The sequence below is a fragment of the Pseudoalteromonas sp. TAE79 genome, assembly GCF_000498015.1.
GTDB lineage: Bacteria > Pseudomonadota > Gammaproteobacteria > Enterobacterales > Alteromonadaceae > Pseudoalteromonas.
The window spans coordinates 1-23,546 of record NZ_AUTL01000124.1 but is presented as its reverse complement, the minus strand read 5'-3'; the positions used below and the strand labels follow the sequence as shown (position 1 = coordinate 23,546).

Genomic DNA, 23,546 nt, shown 5'->3' with positions numbered 1-23,546 from the left:
ATAAATGGCTGGTTATTTTTCAGTTTTATTGGTGTTATTAACTTTAGGCTCAGGCTTAATATGGTTAATAGATCACTTAATGTACGCCCCAAAAAGGCAGGAGCGCTTAGCGATAGCGCAAACGTCTGCTGGAGCTCCGTTAGATGAAGAAACTGCGGCATTAATTGCACCAGAACCAGTACTAACAGAAACAGCAAAGTCGATTTTCCCGATGATTGCAGCAATTACTATTTTTAGATCATTTATCTTTGAACCGTTTCAAATTCCATCCGGTTCAATGATGCCTACATTATTAGTAGGTGATTTTATTTTAGTACAAAAGTATTCATATGGAATAAAAGACCCTGTTTGGCGTACTCAATTAGTTGATATTGGGCAGCCTGTGCGTGGTGATATTGTTGTTTTTAAATACCCTTTAGATGAAAATGTTGACTATATTAAACGTACAATTGGTTTACCTGGCGATAAAATTGTTTATCGCGATAAACGTTTATATATTCAGCCAAATTGTAAAGAAGGCGAGACCCAGCAGGGTGAGCTTTTATGTAATGAATTCAATAAAATTGATTTTAAACTAATTAATGATAACGAATTTAAACAAGGCCCAATGCCTCTAGCTCGTGTAAATGAAAATTTAACAACAGTTACGCATGATATATTAATCAACCCACAAGCGCCTGAGAGAAAAGGGCGTTACTACCAGCAACCGGGCACGCCTTCTGATGAATGGACTGTTCCTGCTGATCATTATTTTATGATGGGTGATAACCGCGACAACAGCCAAGATGGTCGCTTTTGGGGCTTTGTACCAAAAGAAAACTTGGTGGGTAAAGCTGTCTTTATATGGATGAGTTTTGAATTTGAGAATGGCCCTGATGATATTTTACCAGGATGGGTTCCAACTGGTGTTCGCTTTGAGCGCCTAGGTAATATTCAGTAACGATGAAAAAAAATGTAACAGAATTATATAAAAAAATTGGCTATGAATTTGCCGATCAAGGTTTACTTGAGCAAGCAATGACGCACCGCAGCCACAAAGGCCAGCATAATGAGCGACTAGAATTTTTAGGCGACTCTATTTTAAGCTTTGTGATTGCCAATGCACTTTATGCCAAATTTCCTAAAGCGCGTGAAGGCGATTTAAGCCGCATGCGCTCAACGCTTGTGCGTGGTCAAACACTTGCCGAGTTTGGTCTTGAATTTGGCCTAGGCGATTATTTACGCTTAGGGCCGGGCGAGCTTAAAAGTGGCGGATTCCGTCGCGAGTCAACGCTTGCTGATGCAGTAGAAGCTATTATTGGCGCTGCATTTTTAGATTCAGGTATTGATAGCTGTGGCGATCTTATATTGTCATGGTACGAATCACGATTAGATGCTATTTCACCAGGGCTTAACCAAAAAGATCCGAAGACCCTGCTGCAAGAGTATTTGCAAGCCCGTAAATTATCTTTACCGGGTTACACTGTGGTTGATACCAAAGGCCAAGCACACAATCAAACATTCACGGTTGAATGTATTGTTGATGGAATGGATAGCATAATTTCTGTAGGTAGCTCGCGCCGTAAAGCCGAACAAAAAGCTGCTGAAAAAGCATTGAAGATACTTAAAAATGAACCTTGATACCCTAATACAGCCTCATGAAGGTGATGTAGATACGTTTTGTGGAATGGTTGCTATTGTAGGGCGCCCAAACGTAGGTAAGTCGACTTTGCTTAATGAAATTATTGAGCAAAAAGTGAGTATTACCTCACGTAAACCACAAACCACCCGTCATCGTATTATGGGTATTCATACCGAAGGTAAACACCAAGCGGTATACATAGATACACCAGGTCTACACGTTGAAGAAAAACGTGCGATTAACCGTTTAATGAACCGTGCCGCGTCTAGTTCTATCGGCGATGTTGAGCTTATTATTTTTGTAGTTGAGGGCACTCATTGGAATGCCGATGACGACATGGTACTTAATAAAGTATCGCAAAGTGGTAAGCCGGTATTATTGGTTATTAATAAAATAGACCAAGTTAAAGACCGTGACCTTGTGTTGCCTCATATGAAGTGGTTAAGTGACAAATTTGATTTTGTTGGAATTATGCCAGTATCGGCAACGCAAGGTAAAAATGTTGATTTAATCAAAGCAGAAGTAACTAAACGCTTACCTCCTTGCGAATTTTACTTTCCGGAAGATTATGTAACTGACCGTTCAATGCGCTTTATGGCAGCTGAAGTAATTCGTGAAAAACTAATGCGTTTTATGGGCGAAGAATTGCCGTATTCTGTAACTGTTGAAATTGAGCAGTTTAAATGGCAAGACAACGGTATTTGGCATATCAACGGGTTAATTCTTGTTGAGCGCGAAACACAAAAACGCATGGTTATTGGTAATAAAGGCGAAAAGCTAAAAACCATTGGCCGTGAAGCCCGTAAAGACATAGAAGAAATGCTGGATAACAAAGTATTTTTAGAGCTTTGGGTTAAAGTTAAGTCGGGTTGGGCTGACGATGAACGTGCACTAAGAAGCTTAGGTTACAGTGAAGACTAGACCAAGCAGTAGCTTAGTGAATGGATAGCGACTTCTACACCGCGTATTTATTACATCGGCGTCCTTATAGTGACTCCCAAGTAATGTTAGATATGCTTGTAGAAGGCGTTGGTCAGTTAAGAATGCTGGCCCGAATTAGTGGTCGCCAGGCCACTAAACATAAAGCACAACTTCAGCCGTTTCAGGCACTGCTTGTTAATTACAGTGGCAAGTACGATTTAAAATATATCAATAAGTTTGAACTGCATGGGAACTCGCACTTTTTAAAAGGTGATGAGCTTTATTGTGGTTTTTATTTAAATGAGCTTACAAATCGTATCGTTCCTGTTAACGAGCCAATTGAACAAGTATTTGAGCTATATAAAACTCATCTATCAAACCTAAACAGCGGGGCTAATTTACAAGAGGTGCTTCGCTCATACGAGTTTCAACTATTGGAATTACTCGGTTATGGCGTGGATTTTAGTTTTGACGCCAGTGGTGAACCAATAGATGAAAAGCAGACGTATAGTTATTTCCCCGAACTTGGTTTTTTAGTACAAGAAGATACACGTTCTGGATTTAGTGGCAAACAACTCAACGCCATAGCAAATCATGACTTTAGCCAAAATGATGTGCTATATATGGCAAAGCAATTAAGTCGCTATTTATTAAAACCCTTATTAGGTAGTAAACCATTAAAAAGCCGCGAGCTATTTATGGCCTCTCAATAAACGTAATTTTACAGGTAAGAAAATGAAAGATATTCTTTTGGGTGTAAACGTAGATCATATTGCAACACTTCGCCAAGCGCGTGGAACAAGCTATCCAGATCCCGCTCATGCAGCCAGTGTAGCAGAACATGCAGGCGCAGACGGTATTACGATTCACTTACGTGAAGACAGACGCCATATTCAAGATCGCGACGTTTATGTAATGGCTAAAACCATTCAAACTCGTATGAATCTTGAAACCGCTGTTACCGATGAAATGATAAAAATAGCGCTTGAAGTAAAACCTGAGTACGTGTGTTTAGTACCTGAAAAGCGCGAAGAATTAACAACCGAAGGTGGCTTAGACGTAGCCGGTAATATAGATAAAATTAAAGCAGCAACAAAAACGCTTACCGAAGCGGGTATTAAAGTATCGCTATTTATTGATGCAGATAAATCACAGTTAGATGCAGCCAAAGAATGTGGTGCTCCTTATGTAGAAATACACACAGGCGCGTACGCTGATGCCACAAATGATACTGATTTACACAAAGAGTTAGAGCATATTCGTGAAGGTGTTAAATACGCAGCAAGCTTAGGTTTGATTGTTAACGCTGGCCATGGCCTTCATTATCATAACGTTAAGCCCATTGCCGCGATGCCTGAGATTTACGAGCTAAATATTGGCCACGCTATTATTGCTCGTGCAGCGATAGATGGACTCGATAAAGCCGTACGCGACATGAAACGATTAATGATTGAAGCAAGAATGTAATACGAACTTACATAAGTATTTAAATAGCTTAATTAAAAACGCGGTAAATACCGCGTTTTTTTGTATCTAAAATAAAACCTTACCTTTGCAGTTCGGTCACACTTGCATCTGCAAGTAGGTTTTCAAGCTCGTCCTGTAACTCAAATAATTCAGGTTCAATATTCTCTAACAAGCATTTATTTTTAAGTGATGTTTCAATTGTTTCTGCGAGTGATTTAAGTTTAGGTACACCAGTGTAGCAACATGCGCCATGAAACTTGTGGACAATACTTAAGACTTGCTGACAATCGTTACCCTCTATCGCTTTAGCAAGCAATGCAAGAGTTTCAGGGACGCTTAGAAGTAGCATATTAAGCATCTCTAGCGCTAACTCGCTCTTTCCGCCAGCACGCTGCAGCGCTTGTGCCCAATCAATTCGACTACTTTGAAATGGTGCAGGGCTTTGCGGTGTATCTGTTTTTGCTTTATCACGATTAACCGGGGTCTGTGGACTATGGTCGCTAATAATTTGTTTAAGCATATCTTCATCAATAGGCTTAGTTAAATAGCCTTTAAAGCCATCTTTTAGTAGTTGCTCTTTTTCGCTTTGAAGGGCGTGTGCCGTTACAGCGATAATTGGTGTATCTTCATTAAGTGATGATTCGCGAATAAGCTTGCATGCGGTTATACCGTCCATAATTGGCATTTGTATATCCATAAAAATTATGTCGTATTTATGACTTTTACTTAAGCTGTATGCTTGTGAACCATTATGAGCCGTTTCTATTACTTCAATTTGTTCACTTAATAAAGTATGGAGAAGTTTTAAGTTGGCATCGTTATCATCAACAACCAATACCTTTAACGGCAGCNAGCAAAGCTTGATCGTTTTGTTCAATATTATGAGTAGGGTGGTCAAGCCTGTAAGGTGCGGCAAGTACTTCACATAACTTACGGTGATTAAGTGGTTTACTTAAACACGCATCAGCACCGCTACCTATAAAGGCCTCTCGCATATTGTGCGATACAGTATTAAGCATTAAATATAAGTAATCAGTAGATTCACGCACGGCTTTTACATAGCTTTTTAGTTGCTGCATATCATCAACTGATGCCATATGGCCAATTAAGCAAATATCATATTTATATTCGGTACTTTTTATAGCGTCTAAAAAGCTAATCTCGTTAAAACACGCCGTCACGCTTGATTCCCACTGTGTTAATAACGAAAGTACAGCGTGATGTGTATGCTCGTGTGGCTCTAAATACAAAATACGTTTACCAATGAGCGATTTAGTCGGTAAGTCGTTAGTAAATACATGATTGGGCAAACTAAGCACACTATTGAATGTAAAACAGGTACCGTTACCAGGCGCAGAGTTTAATGTTATGCGGCCATTCATCGCTTCAACAATATGTTTGGTAATAATGAGACCAAGGCCTGTACCACCAAACTTACGTGTAATGCTTGAATCCGCTTGCCCAAATGGAGTAAATAGAGAGTCTTGCTTATCCACGGGTATACCCACGCCAGTATCTGTTACTGACACAAGTAAAGAGGTACGTTCGTTGTCGAGTAACCGATGGCTTATGTCGACCTTAATGGAGCCTTTTTCGGTAAATTTAATCGCATTACTTAATAGGTTTATCAGAACTTGTTTAAAGCGAGTAGGGTCGCCCGTTAAGTCATCTGGTACTTGTTGATTAATGTAAATGGATAGCTCTAATTGCTTATCGTGTGCGCTAGGAGCAAGTAGCGTCATAACTTCATTTACTGCATCCCGAAGCTGAAATTGAATTGACTCAAGTTCCATTGCACCTGCTTCTAGTTTGGAGAAGTCTAGAATATCGCTAATAATAGTCATCAAACTATTTGCTGATAACATAATAGTGTCGAGATAATCTTTTTGATGTTTATTCAGCGGTGTTTTATAAAGCTGGCGTGTAAATCCAATAACACCATTTAACGGAGTACGGAGTTCGTGACTCATTTTAGCTAAAAAGTCTGATTTAACACGGTTAGCATCTTGAGCTTCTTTTTTTGCAAACGAGAGCTCTATATTTGAAGTTTCGTATTGTTCTAGTGTTTCGCGGTAGTCACTCGTTGCTTGGTCAATATTTTTTTGCATTTCATCTTTTTGCATCACCATAGTGTGTGCAATGGTATTTAAGCCTTCTCGTAATAGCTCAAATTCACCTATCATGTTGTCGTTAAGGCCAGTACTTCTTTTACCTTCGACTAACTTGTCGGTTGCAAGTACTAACTTATTAAGCGGCGTCATAAACATGCGGCTTAACCTTAAAGCTAAAATTGCTGCAAATACCAATGATAAAATAATTACAATACCGCTAATTAATAAAGCACGTTGCTGCCCTATAACTGCTTGGTCTTTGTTTAGCTGTATAATAACGGTGCCCAAAGATGACTGAAAAGCCGACGGGTCCCATTTAGAATCGTGACTTGTATGGTTAATAATGGGTGTGAAAAATGTAACAAGCTCATCTGACTTTTGCACATGGGTGGTTTTTAAATTTATGAGCGTTTTTTGACTAATTAACTTTTCAAATGAGCGGTGATAATTACTGGTCATTAATAGCGCATTATTTTTATCAAAAATTGCAATCGACTTAATTGTAGGGGAGTGCTTGTTATGTGTGTAGCTTATAAGGCGATTCAATAGCTGTTTGTTTTTTTCGAGCATGGGTTGCTCAAGCGCAATAGCAAGGGGCTCAGAAATAGTAGTGCCTTGCTGATATAAAATTTCATCAAGCTCAATGTAACGATTTATTGTAAAATAGCCACCAAGTAGTAATCCTATGATCACCGTTGGGATCAGGGTCAGTGTTAAAACAGAATCGCGTAAGCCTAATTTGGTCATAATGAGAGCGTTTTATCGTTATTAGTATGACTTGAGTATATACGGTTCAACACGCATTCTAAAGCATCTAAATATAGGTGCTTCATAAATAAAGTTAAGGTAATGCCTAATGGCGCAAATTTTTAAAGCGAAAAAAAAACCGTTAAAGCAACAAACACTAGAATTAACTATAACGGGAATGGATCATCAAGGGCGTGGCATTGCTAAACATAACAATAAAGTATGTTTTGTAAGTGGTGCATTACCAAACGAAACAGTCAAAGCAACACTCGTCGAAGATAAAGCTAAATACAGTAGTGCAAAAGTAACTAAAGTTATTCAAGCGAGTGAATCAAGAGTAGATGCTTTTTGTGAGCACTATAATCAGTGTGGTGGTTGCCAATTACAGCATTTAGAAGTAAGCCAACAAGTTGTAGAAAAACAAACTGCAGTTACTCAGTTATTTAGTAAGTTTGCTAAATTAAACAGCTTAAACTGGCAAACCCCATTATTAAGTAAACCTGTGCATTACAGACGCAGCGCTCGTATAGCTGTTATGTTTGATAAAGCAGCTAAAAAAATGCGCGTGGGTTACAGAGCAAGTGGCTCAAAAAATATTGTGAGTATTAATAAATGTGCAGTACTTGATGAAGTATTTACAGATGTTTTCACACTTTTTGATGATTTAATTAATCAACACAAAGCACTGCACAGTATAAGCCATTTACAATTATACCAAAGTGATAAACAAAACTTTGTTGTTATTCGTCACACTAAAGCAATTAATGATGATACAAAGGCTTTGGTTGAGCACATAACAAAAAGCCAGCAGTTTAAAATTGTATGGCAAAGCGAGAGCGATGCAATAGAACATTCACACTTAGCCACGCCATTTTATTATCTTAAAGAATTTGATCTAAAATTTGAATTTGGTTTAGGTAATTTTATTCAGGTAAATGCGCAAGTTAACGAAGCTATGTTAAAGCAAGCTGCAAATTGGCTTGATTTAAAAGGTGATGAAAATTTATTGGATTTATTTTGTGGGATTGGTAATTTCTCATTAGTGTTAGCAAAACAAGCAAAATCTGTAATTGGTGTAGAAGGTGTGACTTCAGCGGTTGCAATGGCTGCTCAAAATGCGCAAACTAACTCTATTACCAATGCGCAGTTTCATTGCTTTGATTTAACCCAAAGCATACAGAGCGCCCCATGGTTTAGCAAAAGCTTAGATGTGCTTGTACTTGATCCTTCCAGGACTGGTGCTATGGCTGTATTAGAGCAATTACCTTTAAAGCAGTTTAAAACTATTTTATATGTCTCTTGTGACCCTGTTACTTTAGCCCGTGACAGCGCAATTATTTCACAAGCTGGCTTTGATCTTAATAAAATTGGGCTAATGAATATGTTTCCTCATACAGGGCATATTGAAACTATGGCGTTATTTCAACGGAGGTAGAACGCATTATGGTAGCTACACGACAATCACATCAACAAGATGAGACAACAGATTTTAGCACTCGGCTTTCATTTCTTGCCTTGTCTGAAGAAAAAACAGAGCTACTTACTAAAGCCCAAGCGCTCTGCGTAAAATGTGATAGTGAAAGCAGGCAAACTACTGCAATCGAAATGGTTGAAATTTTAGCTGAGCTAAATCTCGACCCCGAATCGTTAGCTACTGCGTATTTAACCCCGTATTTTTTAAACGACTTAATATCGCTTGAAACCATCGAAGAGCAGCTTGGGAATAACATTGCCATGCTGCTAACTGGGGTTGCACAAATGGCCACTATTAGTACTTTATCGCATCAAGGTAAAGGCACTATGCAAGTTGATAATATTCGAAAAATGTTATTAACCATGGTTGAAGATGTGCGCGCCGTGGTCATTAAGCTTGCCGAGCAGGTATGTCATTTACGCAATGTAAAAAATGCGGATGAAGAAGACCGCGTCATTGCCGCTAAAGAAACGGCTGATATTTTTGCACCATTGGCAAACAGATTAGGAATAGGGCAATTAAAATGGGAACTGGAAGATTTATCGTTTAGATATTTGCACCCAGGCACCTATAAAAGCATAGCCAAACAACTTGACGACAAACGTCTTACACGCGAAGCCTACATGGAAGATATGGTTGAGCAAGTAAAAAATCGTTTAAGTGAAGCGGGCATAGAAGCCCAAGTTTATGGTCGTCCTAAGCACATTTACAGCATTTATAAAAAAATGCAGCAAAAAAACTACGAGTTTGATCAGCTTTTTGATATTCGGGCTATGCGTATCGTCGTTGAACGCCTGCAAGACTGCTACGCTGCGTTGGGTATTGTGCACACCAATTGGCGTCATCTTAATAAAGAGTTTGACGACTATGTAGCAACCCCAAAACAAAACGGCTATCAGTCAATTCATACCGTGGTATTTGGACCTGAAGGTAAAACGGTAGAGATACAAATTCGTACCAGCGACATGCATCAAGATGCTGAGTTAGGGGTGGCTGCACACTGGATGTACAAAGAAGGTGCATTACCAGGGCGCGGTTCGGGTTATGAGCAAAAAATCAGCTGGTTGCGTAAGCTACTCCAATGGCAAGAAGAAGTGGTTGATGGTGGCGATTTAGCAGAAGAGCTTAAAAACCAAGTAGTAGAAGATCGCGTATACATATTTACCCCAAGCGGCGATATTATCGATTTACCACTTGGTGCTACACCGCTTGATTTTGCTTACTACATCCACTCAAATGTGGGGCATCGTTGTATTGGTGCAAAAATATTCGGCAAAATAGTGCCGTTTACGCATCAACTTACAACAGGAGATCAGGTAGAAATACTGACCCAAAAACAACCAAATCCAAGTCGTGATTGGTTAAACCCGTCATTAGGATACATTAAATCATCCCGTGCTAGAGCTAAAATCCACCACTGGTTTAAACAGCTCGACCGCGACAAAAACTTAAGTGCGGGGAAAGAAATTCTCGACAGTGAATTACAAAAGCTCAATTTAACATATAAAGATTTAGAGCCAGCCATTAAGCGTTTTAACTTTAAAGAGCTGGATGACTTAATGGTTGCGATTGGTGCGGGCGATGTTCGCCTCAATCAAATGCTTAACTTTGTAAGTGATCGGACAGAAGATGAGCCGGTTATTCGCATTAAAGCACCAAGTAAAGTAACTGGTGATAAAAACGGCATTGTGGTTGATGGTGTTGGCAGCTTAATGAGCCATGTAGCCAAGTGCTGTCGCCCAGTACCTGGCGATGAAATAATAGGTTATATAACCCAAGGTCGAGGAATAGGTGTTCATAAGGAAGACTGTGATTCGTTTAATAACTTAAAAAACCAGCATCCTGAGCGTGTTATTTCGGTAAGTTGGTCAGATGATATTAACGGCTCGTACGCACTAAGTATTAAAATAGAAGCCACCGATCGTTCAGGGTTGATACGCGATATAAGCTCAGTACTTGCTAACGAAAAAGTAAATGTTTTAAACATGAACGTAAATACGGTTGAAGATAATCAGTTAGCTATATTTACAATGCAAATAGAAGTACATGACTTATCGGGTACTAACCGTGTTCTTTCTAAATTACACCAAATTGAAGGTGTACATGATGCCAAGCGTGGTCATTAATCATGAATGATAATACAGCGCTTACACAACTTCTTAGCATAATGAAAACACTGCGAGATCCCAAGGGCGGTTGTCCGTGGGATCTCAAGCAAGATTTTAAATCTATTGTGCCGCATACGCTAGAAGAAGCGTACAAAGTTGCCGACTGTATTGAATCAGGCAACTTAGATGAGCTTAAAGGTGAATTGGGTGATTTGCTATTTCAAATAGTTTTTTATGCGCAACTTGCACAAGAGCAAAATCTATTTGATTTTAATGATCTAGTAGAGCAATTAAACGATAAGCTTACCCGTCGTCACCCGCATGTGTTTGGTGAAAAAAAAGAGCTAACAGACGATCAATTATCGCAGCAGTGGCAAGCAATCAAAGCACAGGAGCGAAGTGCTAGAGCGCAAACCGAATCCCCTTCTTTTTGGCAAGATATCCCTGGCAATATGCCAAGCTTAAGCAAAGCCAAAAAAATTCAACAACGCGTGGCTTCCCTTGGCTTTGATTGGCCAACGTATCATGGTGCACTAGATAAAGTGAGTGAAGAAGTGCTTGAAGTAAAAGAAGCGATTGAGCAAGACCCGCTATCTGATCATACAGCGGAAGAACTCGGCGACTTACTTTTTGCCACTGTTAATGTTGTACGCCATGTTAAACGAGATCCCGAACAACTGCTTCGTAGCGCTAATGATAAGTTTTCAGCGCGTTTTGAAAAGGTAAACGCTTATTTACATGCGCAAGGTAAAAGCTTAGATACAGCAACCTTTGAAGAGATGGATAGTGCGTGGGATGCGATTAAAAAAGTAAAATAGGCTTAATGTTAAATAGTGCACATTTTTTGTGCGCGTATTAGCTAATTTTAGCTGGATTGATAAGCAGTGTTTTGGTACAATTTCGCCCCGTCTTGATGATATACCCTTAGGCTCTTCTTTGGGTGTTATATTCCTTTTAATTCCTGATATTCTAGGGTTCGCATGAGTACAAAATTTATCTTCGTTACTGGCGGNCTGGCCGCTATTTTAGAAGCCCGTGGTTTAAATGTTACCATTTTAAAGCTGGATCCTTACATCAACGTTGACCCAGGCACAATGAGCCCAATTCAACACGGTGAAGTTTACGTTACAGAAGACGGCGCAGAAACTGACCTTGATTTAGGTCACTACGAGCGTTTTATTCGTACCAAAATGACTAGTCGTAATAACTTCACACAAGGCCGTGTATATGAAGACGTATTACGTCGTGAGCGCCGTGGTGAATACCTAGGTGCTACTATTCAGGTTATTCCACATATCACTAACGATATTAAGCAACGTGTATACGACGGTGCTGAAGGTTATGATATTGCTATTGTAGAAATTGGCGGCACTGTAGGTGATATAGAATCACAACCGTTTATTGAAGCAATTCGTCAGATGGGAACTGAAATTGGCCGCGAACGCGCGCTATTTATTCACTTAACGCTAGTGCCATTTTTAGGCCCTGCCGGTGAAGTTAAAACGAAACCAACACAGCACTCTGTTAAAGAGTTACGCTCAGTAGGTATTCAACCAGATATTCTTATTTGTCGTTCAGACCGTAAACTACCTAATAATGAGCGTGCAAAAATCTCATTATTCACAAACGTAGAAGAAAAAGCGGTTATTTCACTACCTGACGTAGACAGCATTTATAAAATTCCTGCGTTATTAAAAACACAAGAATTAGATAACTTCGTATGTCGTCGTTTTCACTTAGATCCACCAGAAGCTGATTTAGCTGAGTGGGAACAAGTACTTTATCAAGAGTCTAACCCAACGGGTGAAGTGACCATTGGTATGGTTGGTAAATATATTGAATTACCAGATGCGTACAAATCGGTTAACGAAGCATTAAAGCATGCGGGTCTTAAAAACCGCCTAACAATCAACATTGAATACGTAGATTCACAAGACTTAGAAAGCAAAGGTGTTGAATTACTTTCACACTTAGATGCTATTTTAGTACCTGGTGGATTTGGCGGACGTGGTGTTGAGGGTAAAATCTTAGCGGCTAAATACGCACGTGAAAATAAAGTACCATATCTAGGTATTTGTTTAGGCATGCAAGTAGCATTAATTGAATACGCACGTAATGTTGCAGGTTTAACGGATGCAAACTCTACAGAGTTTAATGCAAAATCAGAAGCGCCAGTAGTTGGTTTAATTACTGAATGGCTAGATGCTGAAGGTAATGTTGAAACACGTAGCGAAAAATCTGATTTAGGTGGCACTATGCGTTTAGGCGCACAAAAATGTCATTTAACGCCAGGCTCTAAAGTTCATGAAGTATATGGCAGCGACGAAATTGTTGAACGTCATCGTCATCGCTACGAAGTAAATAATAACTTTGTAGAAATACTTGAAAAAGCAGGCTTAAGCTTTACTGGTTTATCAGAAGATAAAAAACTGGTAGAAATTATCGAAAATAAAGATCACCCATGGTTTATTGCCGCGCAATTCCACCCGGAATTCACGTCAACTCCACGTGATGGTCATCCGTTATTTGAAGGGTTTGTAGCAGCCGCGCATATCCACCAAAAAGCGAATTCGTAATTTTAAAAGCTGTGCATATTGCACGGCTTTTTTGTTTTAAGGGCTGACTAAGCTATATAAAACGTAGTAAAGTTAGCTGAACTCACCATTTTGGGAATATAGAGGAATCAAGATGTCAGAAATCGTAAAAGTAATCGGTCGCGAAATTATGGACTCGCGTGGTAACCCAACTGTTGAAGCAGACGTACATTTAGCAGATGGTTCTTGGGGTCGTGCAGCAGCACCTTCAGGCGCATCTACTGGTACTCGTGAAGCATTAGAGTTACGCGACGGTGATAAATCACGTTACTTAGGTAAAGGCGTATTAAAAGCAGTTGGTTATATTAATAAAGAAATTGCTGATGCTTTAGCTGGTCAAAATGCATTAGATCAAAACGCTGTTGATAAAGTGATGCTAGATTTAGATGGTACCGAAAATAAAGAAAAATTAGGTGCAAACGCAATCTTAGCTGTATCACTAGCAACTGCGAAAGCAGCTGCACAGTCTAAAAAAGTTGAGCTTTATGAACATATTGCTGACTTAAATGGCACGCCAGGTGTTTACTCAATGCCACTTCCAATGATGAACATCATCAATGGTGGTGAGCACGCAGATAACTCTGTAGATATTCAAGAATTCATGATCCAACCTGTTGGCGCTAAAAACTTCCGCGAAGGCCTACGTATGGGCGCTGAAGTATTCCATAGCCTTGCTAAAGTACTTAAAGCTGATGGTCATTCAACAGCGGTTGGCGATGAAGGTGGTTTTGCACCTAACCTTGCATCTAACGAAGCGGCTCTTGCTGCAATTAAAGTAGCTGTTGCAAACGCAGGTTACGAGCTAGGTAAAGATATTACTTTAGCGATGGATTGTGCTGCATCTGAGTTCTACGACAAAGAAGCAAACATCTACGACCTTAAGGGTGAAGGCAAAAAATTCACTTCTGAAGAATTTAACTTCTTCTTACAAGATCTTACTAATCAGTACCCAATCGTTTCTATTGAAGATGGTCTTGATGAGTCTGATTGGGATGGCTTTGCACATCAAACTAAACTAATGGGTGATAAAATCCAATTAGTAGGTGATGATTTATTTGTAACAAATACTAAGATTTTAAAGCGTGGTATCGACAACGGTATTGCTAACTCAATCTTGATTAAGTTTAACCAAATTGGTTCACTGACAGAAACTTTAGCTGCAATCAAAATGGCTAAAGATGCTGGTTTTACTGTTGTTATTTCCCACCGTTCTGGTGAAACTGAAGATTCAACAATTGCTGATTTAGCAGTGGGTACTGCTGCAGGTCAAATCAAAACAGGTTCACTGAGCCGTTCTGACCGTGTTGCAAAGTACAACCAATTGCTACGTATTGAAGAGCAATTAGGTGATAAAGCACCGTACAACGGTCTTAAAGAAGTTAAAGGTCAGTAATTCTATTTTATATAGAATCTAACTTTTAATTTTAGATGATAAAATCCTCGCTCAGGCGGGGATTTTTTATGCCAAATATTTCTACTCAAAGAGATGAAAATTTATTGTAGGCGTTTAGCTTGCTGACGCGCGCACGCAGTGCGAAAAGGGTGAACAACAAAAACGAAAACTCTTTATTTAAACCTCAAACTATTTTATTAAAAAGGTGAAATACCTTGTAGGCGTTAAGAACGCTGACGTGCACGAAGTGCGAAAAAGGATTTGCTTAACTCATAATATTTTCTGCACAGCTCAAAGCTGAAACTGCTGCTTTAAAATATCACCTGTAAAACTGGTTTTTAAATAAAAACCACGGGGTAGGGTTTTAATTATTTGCCCATTTGGGCCAATAGCATCAGTGACTATTTTACTATGAGCAGCTTTAGGGCGTATTTGCATAGCATCGCCTAAATGGCCTGATATTTCGTCGACTCTACCTAGCGCAATTAGCTCCATTTGCTCTTCCCAGTCGCGTTGTAGCAAAGCGTCTTGTTCAGGTGAAGGCTGCCACAAAAAGCCGCTGCCGATGGTTCTGTCAAACGGCGCAATATCACGTTCGCTTAAAATTGGCAGCCATAAAACATGATTTAGTTTTTTACGCACAGAGCTGGTATGCCACGTCATTCCTGTCACGTTCATTAAAGGTGTAACCGATACAAACGTAGTTTCCAGTGGCCTACCTTTATAAGAAATAGGCAGTGTTTTTAGCTCAATTCCTAAATCTTCAAAATCGGGGAGGGGTTTTGAGCCTGCAGTAGCGCCTAGTACGTATTCAATGAGTTGCCCAGTCCAGCCTTTTTCACGTAGTAAATCATCAGGTGTTTTAAAATGGTACTGGTTTGCAAGTTGCCCAAGTGTTAATCCGGCAATACTGTTAACGCGTTGCATTAAGTCGTTTATTGAGTGTGGTTTTGTAGGTCGCATATTCTTAATTTCGGTTGTATAAATACCATAGCCATGATAGCAAATAGGCTAAGCCGTGGATATCTTTAGGGTTGTACGTTTTTTGCTCGCCTGTTGTTTGTGTTAATTTTGCACATATTGAAATTAAGCTACTTTACTTTAAGTTACTGACTCTGCAGGTTTTTTTAAATGTGCACGTTCAGTTTTGATTAAGCCATTTAAAAGTTGTAAGGATAAATACAACTATATGAACATGTTTATCCACAGAATCTGTGGAGAAGCTAAGTTTTAAGATCTAATATTGTGGATTTGTTTGCAAAATGAGCGTGTTTTACAAAAGTTATGCACAAACTGTGAGTAACTAGAGGAAAACAAGAACCGCAATAGCTTTGCTGAGTTATTTTCTAAATATTTACCTATTCTTTATTAATTTATCAACATACTAAAAGCTCAAACTTAGCTCACTAATTGGCTTGGGTATAATAGTATTTGCCGTATTGCGGCTAATGTGGAACAATCATTAAAAATCGACTTACAAATGAGGCACTAAGGTGATTGATGCCGAAGGTTTTCGTGCCAATGTCGGAATTGTGATTTGCAATAATCAGGGACAGGTTTTCTGGGCCAGACGTTATGGTCAACACTCTTGGCAATTTCCCCAAGGTGGTGTTGATGATGGCGAAACTGCAGAACAAACCATGTACCGTGAATTACACGAAGAAGTAGGGTTGCGACCAGAAGATGTAGAAATAGTCGCAAGCTCAAAACATTGGTTACGCTATAAATTACCCAAACGATTAATCCGCCGAGACTCTAGTCCGGTGTGTATTGGGCAAAAACAAAAATGGTTTTTACTAAAATTACGCTGTAAAGACGAAGATGTAAATTTACTTAAAACCCATCATCCAGAGTTTGATGATTGGCGCTGGGTAAGCTATTGGTATCCTGTAAGACAGGTTGTATCGTTTAAACGGGATGTCTATCGACGAGTAATGAAAGAGTTTGCTCCTTTCGCCATGCCTTTTAATAAGAGAGAACAACATAAAGATCATTGGCGAAGTAAAAGGTAGTAATTTCTCGATACAATAAAGGAGCAGGGTATGCTGGCTACACTGAGATCTATTGCGGAGTCTGTATCGCGACAAGCGAATTTAGACAGCGCATTAGTGTGCTTTGTGCAAATGGTTAAAGATGCCATGAAAACCCAGTGCTGCTCCATTTATTTTGCAGATTACAGCCAAGACAATTTTGTACTTATGGCTACCGAAGGGTTAAATCCTGATGCGGTGGGTAAGTTTAGAATTGGGTTTACCGAAGGCTTAGTGGGCCTAGTAGCGCAACGCGAAGAACCTATTAATATTGCATTTGCTAAATCGCATCCTCGTTTTAAGCTTTCCCCCGAAGTAAACGAAGAAGGCTACAACGCTTTTTTATCTGTACCCGTTGTTCATCAAAAAAAAGTACTGGGTGTTATTGTTGTTCAACAAAAAATGGCACGTGTATTTAGCCAAGACGAAGAGTCGTTTTTAATAACGCTTTCTGCCCAACTTGCGTCACAGTTAGCGCATGCTGAAATTAAAGAAATACTACGCCAAGATGAGTCATCTCATCAAACGTCTGTTTTAAAAGGTGTATCGAGCGCGCCAGGGATAGGTATAGGACAAGCATTTGTTGTATTACCAAAACTTGATTTTAAATCTATTGAGCTTTTAAAAGACAGTGACGTCACTGAGCAGCGCCGTTTATTTACTCAAGCTGTAGCTGCAACGCGCAAAGAATTTAATACTCTATCTATGACGCTAAGCGATTCAATTCCGCACGAAGCTCTTGCGGTATTTGATGTGTATCAACAACTGCTTGACGCTAAAAGTTTAGGGCATAATGTTGAAATGCAATTACAAGAAGGCTGGTGTGCTAAAAGCGCCCTAAAAATTGTAATAGAGCGTTTAATATCTCAATTTAATGCCATGCAAGACCCTTATATAAAAGAGCGTGCTGTTGATGTTAAAGATATTGGCCTTCGTGTATTACATCATCTTGTAAATACCGAGCACGCTGTTAAAAATTATCCGCCCAACACTATTTTAATTGCTAATACCTTAACACCTGCCATGCTAGCTGAGGTGCCAAAAGGCCACTTAAAAGGCGTTGTAAGCGTAAATGGCTCTGCAAATAGCCATGCTTCTATATTAACGCGTGCAATGGGGATCCCTGCTATTTGGGGTATAGAGGATCTACCTCTACTGCAGTTTAATGGCAAACCGATGATTTTAGATGCATTTGCTGGGCGTTTATATATATCGCCTTCGCAAATGTTGATGGATGAATACACAGAGTTACAGCATCAAGATAACCTACTTAATAACCGCTTTTTAGCAGAGCAAGACTCTGAATCAATTACGCTTGACGGTGAGCATGTTAGCTTATTATTAAACGCAGGCCTCGAGCTTAATACCGAGCAAAGTAGCGCGCATATTTGTGACGGTGTGGGGCTTTATCGAACCGAAGCGTGGTTTATGCAAAAAGGTCAGTTTCCTTCGCAATCAGAGCAAGAAAACTGGTACCGAGAAGTACTAACTAGCTATCATCCTAATCCTGTGGTTATGCGTACATTGGATATTGGGGGCGATAAGGTACTCGATTACTTTAACATTACCGAAGAAAACCCATTTTTAGGTTGGCGTGGCATTCGTATTAGCCTTGATCACCCAGAGTTATTTTTAGATCAACTAAAAGCGATGCTTAAAGCCAATATTGGTTTAGGCAATCTAAAAATAATGCTCCCTATGATCAGCGGCACTGAAGAAGTTGATGAGTCACTTGCTTTATTTGAACAGGCTTATTTTGAGTTAAGTGAAAAATACCCAGAGCAAACCATAGAAAGACCCGACATAGGGATAATGCTAGAGGTACCTTCAAGTGTATTTATGCTTCCAGAGTGGTCAAAAAAAGTCGATTTTTGCTCAGTAGGTAGTAACGATTTAACGCAGTATTTATTAGCAGTAGACAGGGCTAATGCACGAGTTGCCGAACTTTTTAACCCTTATCACCCGGGCGTACTCAGGGTACTAAATAAAGTAGCGCGCGAATGTGAGCAATATGAACTGCCATTTAGTTTGTGTGGTGAACTAGGCGGCGATCCTGAAGGGGCTATTTTGCTTATTGCCATGGGTTACAGGCGCCTTAGTATGAATTTATCATCGCTTAATAAAGTTAAATGGGTACTTAGACGTTTAAATGTCAGTGACATGGAACAACTATTAAGTGAATGCTTAGCGCAATCTACAGCCAAACAAGTACTACGTTTAACGCGAAGCTTTATGCTAGAGCATAAATTAGGTGATTTGTTTTACACTCCTAAATAAGCTTATACGCCTAATTAATTGCAATACACAGATGCTATTAGTTTTATAATCCTTTAATATATAAACCTTAAAAGGGTATTTGAGATTACTATGTATGACTTAGGTTTGTTAGTCGCAAGCTGCGCACTACTAGGCTGTATTGTTGGGTTTTTAGCTGGGTTACTAGGCATTGGTGGCGGTTTAATTATCGTTCCAGTTCTAAGCACTCTGCTACTCTCATTTAATGTAACGTCAGCTGATCATGTATTAGTAATTGCTATTGCAACCTCACTCGCTTCTATTTTATTTACTTCAACGTCTTCAGCGCTGGCTCATCATAAAAATGATAACGTGCCTTGGGCAATTGCCCCGTGGGTTATGTCGGGTGTGGCTTTAGGCGCACTTATTAGTGGCTTTGCAGCAAGTTTAATCCCTGAACAAATATTACGTACAGTGTTTGCTATAAGTGTTGTATTTATTGCAGCAAGAATGGTGCTCTCCGCGCGTAATAAACCGATGTCAGAAAAACCGTTGCCGGCAGGTCCTATTTTAGGGGGCGTTTCTGCAATAATGGGCGGATTATCAGGTTTAATTGGTATTGGTGGTGGTGCTTTAATAGTACCTATGCTTAATTATTTTTCGGTTGATATAAAAAAAGCAATTGGCTGCGCAGCCGCGTGCGGAATTGTTATAGCATTATTTGGCTCTATTGGTTACATCAGCGCAGGCTGGCATGTTACCGATTTAGAGCATGGTTTTGCTGGGTTTGTTTATTTACCTGCATTATTTGGAATTGTTATTACCTCGTGGTTTGTTGCGCCTATTGGCGCCAAAGCAACTCACTATTTACCTGTTAATACAATTAAGAAAGTTTTCGCGGTGCTGCTTGTAGTTATCGCAATTAAAATGGTTTTTAGCTAAAGGTTTATTTTTTATGGCACTTGAGTTTCCTCAAATTGATCCAATTATTTTTTCTGTTGGACCGCTAAGCGTACGTTGGTATGGCTTGATGTATTTAATAGGTTTTGCATTTGCGATGTGGTTTGCAAATCGTCAAGCATCAAAGCCAAATTCGGGTTGGACTAAAGAGCAAGTAAGCGATTTACTGTTTTACGGCATGTTAGGGGTAATACTAGGCGGGCGTATTGGCTACGTATTGTTTTACCAGTTTAGTTACTTTATAGAAAACCCACTGTATTTATTTAGAATAGACCAGGGCGGTATGTCGTTTCATGGTGGAACACTTGGCGTTATAACTGCCGTCGCAATTTTTTCGTGGACGCGTAAAAAGTCGCTTCTTCAAGTGGGCGACTTTGTTGCACCACTGGTTCCTGTAGGGCTTTTAGCTGGACGTATTGGTAACTTTATAAACGGTGAATTATGGGGGCGTGTTACCGACGTGCCATGGGCAATGGTATTTCCAACGGGCGGTCCGCTTGCGCGTCACCCATCGCAATTATACGAAGCATTTTTTGAAGGCTTAGTGCTGTTTTTAATCCTGCAATGGTTTATTAAAAAACCACGTCCAGCAGGCAGCGTAGCTGGTGTGTTCTTACTAGGCTATGGCGTGTTTAGATTTTGTATTGAATATTTCCGCCAACCCGATGCACAATTAGGTTTATTTGCCGACTTTATTTCAATGGGACAAATACTTTCATTTCCTATGATTGTAGGCGGCTTAGGTTTATTAATTTGGGCATATAAGCAACCACAACACGTTAAAACAGCTAAGGCATAATAAAAACAACATGAAACAATATTTAAAATTATGTCAGCGTATTGTTGACGAAGGTCAGTGGGTCGAAAACAAACGTACAGGTACGCGTTGTTTAACCGTTATTAATGCCGATTTAGAATACGATGTGGCTAATAATAAGTTTCCGATGATCACGACTCGCAAAAGTTACTACAAAGCAGCGATTGCTGAGTTACTAGGATATTTACGCGGTTACGACAGCGCTGAGCAGTTTCGTGAAATTGGCTGTAAAACATGGAATGCTAACGCAAACGATAACAATGCATGGCTCAATAACCCTAACCGTAAAGGTGAGGATGATATGGGTCGCGTTTATGGCGTGCAAGGCCGTGGTTGGCAACGACCAGATGGCTCAACACTCGATCAGCTTTCCAAAGTTATTAATAACTTAAAAAATGGCATTGATGACCGTGGTGAAATAATCACGTTTTATAATCCAGGTGAGTTTGAGCTTGGTTGCCTGCGCCCGTGTATGCATACACATACTTTTTCGCTTCTTGGTGATACGCTATATTTAACGTCATACCAGCGAAGCTGTGATGTACCGCTCGGCCTTAATTTCAATCAAATCCAGTGTTTTGTGTTGCTTGCGTTAGTGGCTCAAATTACCGGCCACAAAGCGGGTAAGGCGTATCATAAAATTGCTAATGCACATATTTACGAAAACCAACTTGAGCTGATGCGTGATGTGCAGTTAACGCGTGAGCCATTTGCATCACCTCAGTTAAAAATTAATCCAAAAATTAAATCATTAGAAGACATAGAAACGTGGGTAACACGAGACGACTTTGAAGTAACAGGCTATCAATGCCACGAAGCGATTCAATATCCATTTTCAGTATAATAAAAGATTAAGGAAAACATAAAATGAAAGCAGTCATCCCAGTAGCAGGCCTTGGTACTCGTATGTTACCAGCCACTAAAGCAATTCCTAAAGAAATGCTGCCAGTGGTAGACCGTCCTTTAATTCAATATGTAGTAAACGAAGCCGTTGCTGCAGGCATTAAAGAAATAGTGTTAGTAACGCACTCAAGTAAAAATTCAATCGAAAATCACTTCGATACGAGCTTTGAACTAGAAGCTACTTTAGAAAAGCGTGTAAAGCGGCAACTACTTGCCGAAGTGCAAGCAATCTGCCCTAAAGACGTAACCATTATTCACGTACGCCAAGGTGAAGCAAAAGGCTTAGGCCATGCTATTAGTTGTGCTGCGCCTATTATTGGTAACGAACCGTTTGTAGTTATTCTACCTGATGTAATTATTGATGATGTAGAGAGCGATCTTAAAAAAGATAACTTAGCAGAAATGATCGCTAATTTTGAGCAAAACAAGCATAGCCAAATAATGGTTGAGCCAGTACCACTGGATGAAGTAGATAAGTTTGGTGTGGTTGATTTAGGCGATGTTGACTTAAAACAAGGTGAAAGCTCGCCAATTTTTAACATGGTAGAAAAACCGCCAGTAGACGAAGCGCCATCTAACTTAGCTGTAGTGGGTCGATACGTATTAAGCGAAAACATATGGCCGTTACTTGCAAAAACTCCGCAAGGAGCAGGCAATGAAATTCAATTAACTGACGCAATTGCGATGTTAATGGAACACGAAAAAGTAGATGCATACGCTATAAAAGGCCGTAGCCACGATTGTGGAAGTAAAATTGGTTATTTAAAAGCGACTATTGAATTTGCACTTCGTCGCGATGAATTTGCTGATGAATTAAAGTCATTTATTAAAAAACTGATTTAACAGTTAATGTAAATCATAAAAGGCGCCTATATCGGCGCCTTTTTTATGAGTTTTATCAGGGCCTGTTTATCTTTCGAGGTTAAATTTGCAGCAGGCTGTTTGGTATTTAGGCAAGGCAGAGCCTATGTAGTGTGGTTATTCCCCATAAATAGGCGATAACGTAGCATAGATGCCAAACATGCGCTGCCCGAAGGGTTCTGCCCCGGGGCAATTTACTCTTTGTTACTCGGTTTTTACTTATTCTTACATGGATGTAAGCCATTAGAATAATGCAGGAGCAGTTATCGAGCCCACTAGGTTACAAACCTCGCGCCGCGATTAAATAGCCCCTAGATTGAACAAATTTTAATCCTGAAAGGTCAACAGATGTATGGACTCCCACTTCCATCAGAAGTAACGTAATAAGTGTTCAAACTTTTACTAAGGAGCCCATACATGTTGAATTGTAATGTGATAGCGATTGATTTAGCAAAAAATTTATTTCAAGTTTGCAAAACGCAAAGCAATGGCAAAGTTATTTATAACAAAACAATAAGCAGAGCCAAGCTTAAAGAGTTATTAATTAAAGAACAGCAATCTTTAGTTGCTATGGAATCATGTGGTGGAACGCATTATTGGGCGCAATTTGCTAAACAGGCAGGGCACCAGATCAAAGCGATCAACGCGCGACAGGTAAAAGCGTTTCGTCAAGGGCAGAAAACCGATGCAAATGATGCGCTGGCTATTTCAGTTGCAGCGAGACAGCCTCATATAAAAGGAAGTCGTTTACTTTCAGTGCAAGAGCAATGCTTACAAGGCATTGAATGTATGCGTGATTTATTAGTCAAACAAAAAGTCAGCTTAGGTAATCAACTAAGAGCTTTATTGTTAGAGTTTGGTTACCCAATTGCTCAAGGGGATACGAAGTTGACCCAAGCGATACCTGAGATATTAGAAGATGCTGAAAACAGCCTAACAGGTAACACCGATCAGTTAAGGTATTTTTGATCGGTTGACCGATCTTTTGGTTGCTTCACAATACCCTTATCATCTTTTGATTATGAGGGTATTTTTATGCTTAGTCATTGGTTACTTGATACAGATATATTCGCCACTCCTGACTCTTTATCTACATTTCAGAAACATATCCCTCTTGAGTGGATTTCTAATGTGCTCGAGCAGACCGATAAAGCAAGTATTCGCAAACGTAAGTTACCTGCTGAGCTTGTCGTCTGGCTTATCATTGCAATGGGTCTTTTTCGCGACCGCTCTATTAGTGACGTTGTTGAGAAGTTAGATTTAACACTCACTGATACCCTGGGCGATACGGTTGCTCCAAGTGC

General features: G+C 39.7%; 19 protein-coding genes and 1 pseudogene. 18 read left to right on the top strand and 2 right to left on the bottom strand.

Annotated elements, in window-relative coordinates; translation table 11 throughout:
* Nucleotides 1-4: 4 nt before the first annotated feature.
* Genes lepB through pdxJ form a run of 5 tightly spaced genes read left to right on the top strand, consistent with a single transcriptional unit; the run spans nt 5 to nt 4,009 of the window.
* Nucleotides 5-940, top strand: a complete 936-nt coding sequence (lepB, locus tag L655_RS0108015) for a signal peptidase I (protein ID WP_024604704.1) — start codon at nt 5-7, stop codon at nt 938-940.
* 2 nt (nt 941-942) lie between these two features.
* Complete coding sequence (gene rnc / locus L655_RS0108010) at nt 943-1,620, top strand: ribonuclease III (RefSeq protein ID WP_002958715.1); 678 nt, start codon at nt 943-945, stop codon at nt 1,618-1,620.
* The gene (gene era / locus L655_RS0108005; protein WP_002958714.1) at nt 1,610-2,542 is read left to right on the top strand and encodes a GTPase Era; all 933 of its coding nucleotides are present in this window, start codon (nt 1,610-1,612) and stop codon (nt 2,540-2,542) included. The genes rnc and era overlap by 11 nt, the downstream gene beginning before the upstream one ends.
* Before the next feature lie 20 nt (nt 2,543-2,562).
* Nucleotides 2,563-3,255, top strand: coding sequence for a DNA repair protein RecO (gene recO, locus L655_RS0108000; RefSeq protein WP_002958713.1), 693 nt, complete (start codon nt 2,563-2,565; stop codon nt 3,253-3,255).
* Between the two features lie 22 nt (nt 3,256-3,277).
* Nucleotides 3,278-4,009, top strand: coding sequence for a pyridoxine 5'-phosphate synthase (gene pdxJ / locus L655_RS0107995; RefSeq protein WP_024604703.1), 732 nt, complete (start codon nt 3,278-3,280; stop codon nt 4,007-4,009).
* A gap of 79 nt (nt 4,010-4,088) precedes the next feature.
* Here pdxJ and barA read toward each other — a convergent pair.
* Nucleotides 4,089-6,867, bottom strand: a pseudogene (barA, locus tag L655_RS01000000125320) (two-component sensor histidine kinase BarA).
* Between the two features lie 109 nt (nt 6,868-6,976).
* On the opposite strand from barA, the gene rlmD reads away from it, so the two are divergent.
* The 5 genes from rlmD (at nt 6,977) to eno (ending at nt 14,436) form a co-directional block, all read left to right on the top strand.
* Nucleotides 6,977-8,302: a 23S rRNA (uracil(1939)-C(5))-methyltransferase RlmD gene (gene rlmD, locus L655_RS0107985; RefSeq protein ID WP_024604702.1), complete on the top strand. Its 1,326-nt coding sequence runs from the start codon at nt 6,977-6,979 to the stop codon at nt 8,300-8,302.
* A gap of 8 nt (nt 8,303-8,310) precedes the next feature.
* The gene (gene relA / locus L655_RS0107980; protein WP_024604701.1) at nt 8,311-10,467 is read left to right on the top strand and encodes a GTP diphosphokinase; all 2,157 of its coding nucleotides are present in this window, start codon (nt 8,311-8,313) and stop codon (nt 10,465-10,467) included.
* Nucleotides 10,468-10,469: 2 nt separating this feature from the next.
* A complete protein-coding gene (gene mazG, locus L655_RS0107975; RefSeq protein ID WP_024604700.1) occupies nt 10,470-11,267 on the top strand; it encodes a nucleoside triphosphate pyrophosphohydrolase in 798 nt (265 codons plus the stop codon).
* Between the two features lie 162 nt (nt 11,268-11,429).
* Complete coding sequence (locus L655_RS0107970) at nt 11,430-13,025, top strand: CTP synthase (RefSeq protein ID WP_024604699.1); 1,596 nt, start codon at nt 11,430-11,432, stop codon at nt 13,023-13,025.
* Between the two features lie 112 nt (nt 13,026-13,137).
* Nucleotides 13,138-14,436: a phosphopyruvate hydratase gene (eno, locus tag L655_RS0107965; protein ID WP_002958706.1), complete on the top strand. Its 1,299-nt coding sequence runs from the start codon at nt 13,138-13,140 to the stop codon at nt 14,434-14,436.
* Nucleotides 14,437-14,727: 291 nt separating this feature from the next.
* Here the strand turns inward: eno and mutH are convergent, their stop codons facing one another.
* A complete protein-coding gene (mutH, locus tag L655_RS0107960; protein ID WP_002958705.1) occupies nt 14,728-15,399 on the bottom strand; it encodes a DNA mismatch repair endonuclease MutH in 672 nt (223 codons plus the stop codon).
* 530 nt (nt 15,400-15,929) lie between these two features.
* Here mutH and rppH point away from each other — a divergent pair.
* The 8 genes from rppH to L655_RS0107920 all read left to right on the top strand — a co-directional run.
* Nucleotides 15,930-16,448, top strand: a complete 519-nt coding sequence (gene rppH / locus L655_RS0107955; RefSeq protein WP_002958704.1) for an RNA pyrophosphohydrolase — start codon at nt 15,930-15,932, stop codon at nt 16,446-16,448.
* A gap of 30 nt (nt 16,449-16,478) precedes the next feature.
* Complete coding sequence (gene ptsP, locus L655_RS0107950; protein ID WP_024604698.1) at nt 16,479-18,743, top strand: phosphoenolpyruvate--protein phosphotransferase; 2,265 nt, start codon at nt 16,479-16,481, stop codon at nt 18,741-18,743.
* A gap of 90 nt (nt 18,744-18,833) precedes the next feature.
* Nucleotides 18,834-19,643 (top strand): sulfite exporter TauE/SafE family protein, encoded by an 810-nt coding sequence (locus tag L655_RS0107945; protein ID WP_024589991.1) that lies wholly within the window; start codon nt 18,834-18,836, stop codon nt 19,641-19,643.
* A gap of 13 nt (nt 19,644-19,656) precedes the next feature.
* On the top strand, nt 19,657-20,460 hold the full coding sequence (lgt, locus tag L655_RS0107940; protein WP_024604697.1) for a prolipoprotein diacylglyceryl transferase: 804 nt from the start codon (nt 19,657-19,659) through the stop codon (nt 20,458-20,460).
* Nucleotides 20,461-20,470: 10 nt separating this feature from the next.
* Nucleotides 20,471-21,322 (top strand): thymidylate synthase, encoded by an 852-nt coding sequence (locus L655_RS0107935; RefSeq protein ID WP_024604696.1) that lies wholly within the window; start codon nt 20,471-20,473, stop codon nt 21,320-21,322.
* Nucleotides 21,323-21,345: 23 nt separating this feature from the next.
* Nucleotides 21,346-22,224, top strand: coding sequence for a UTP--glucose-1-phosphate uridylyltransferase GalU (gene galU / locus L655_RS0107930; RefSeq protein ID WP_024604695.1), 879 nt, complete (start codon nt 21,346-21,348; stop codon nt 22,222-22,224).
* Nucleotides 22,225-22,659: 435 nt separating this feature from the next.
* Nucleotides 22,660-23,211: an IS110 family transposase gene (locus L655_RS0107925; RefSeq protein ID WP_024604694.1), complete on the top strand. Its 552-nt coding sequence runs from the start codon at nt 22,660-22,662 to the stop codon at nt 23,209-23,211.
* A 66-nt stretch (nt 23,212-23,277) separates the two neighbouring features.
* Nucleotides 23,278-23,546: transposase domain-containing protein (locus tag L655_RS0107920; RefSeq protein WP_029751642.1), on the top strand; the 269-nt coding region annotated here is incomplete at its 3' end.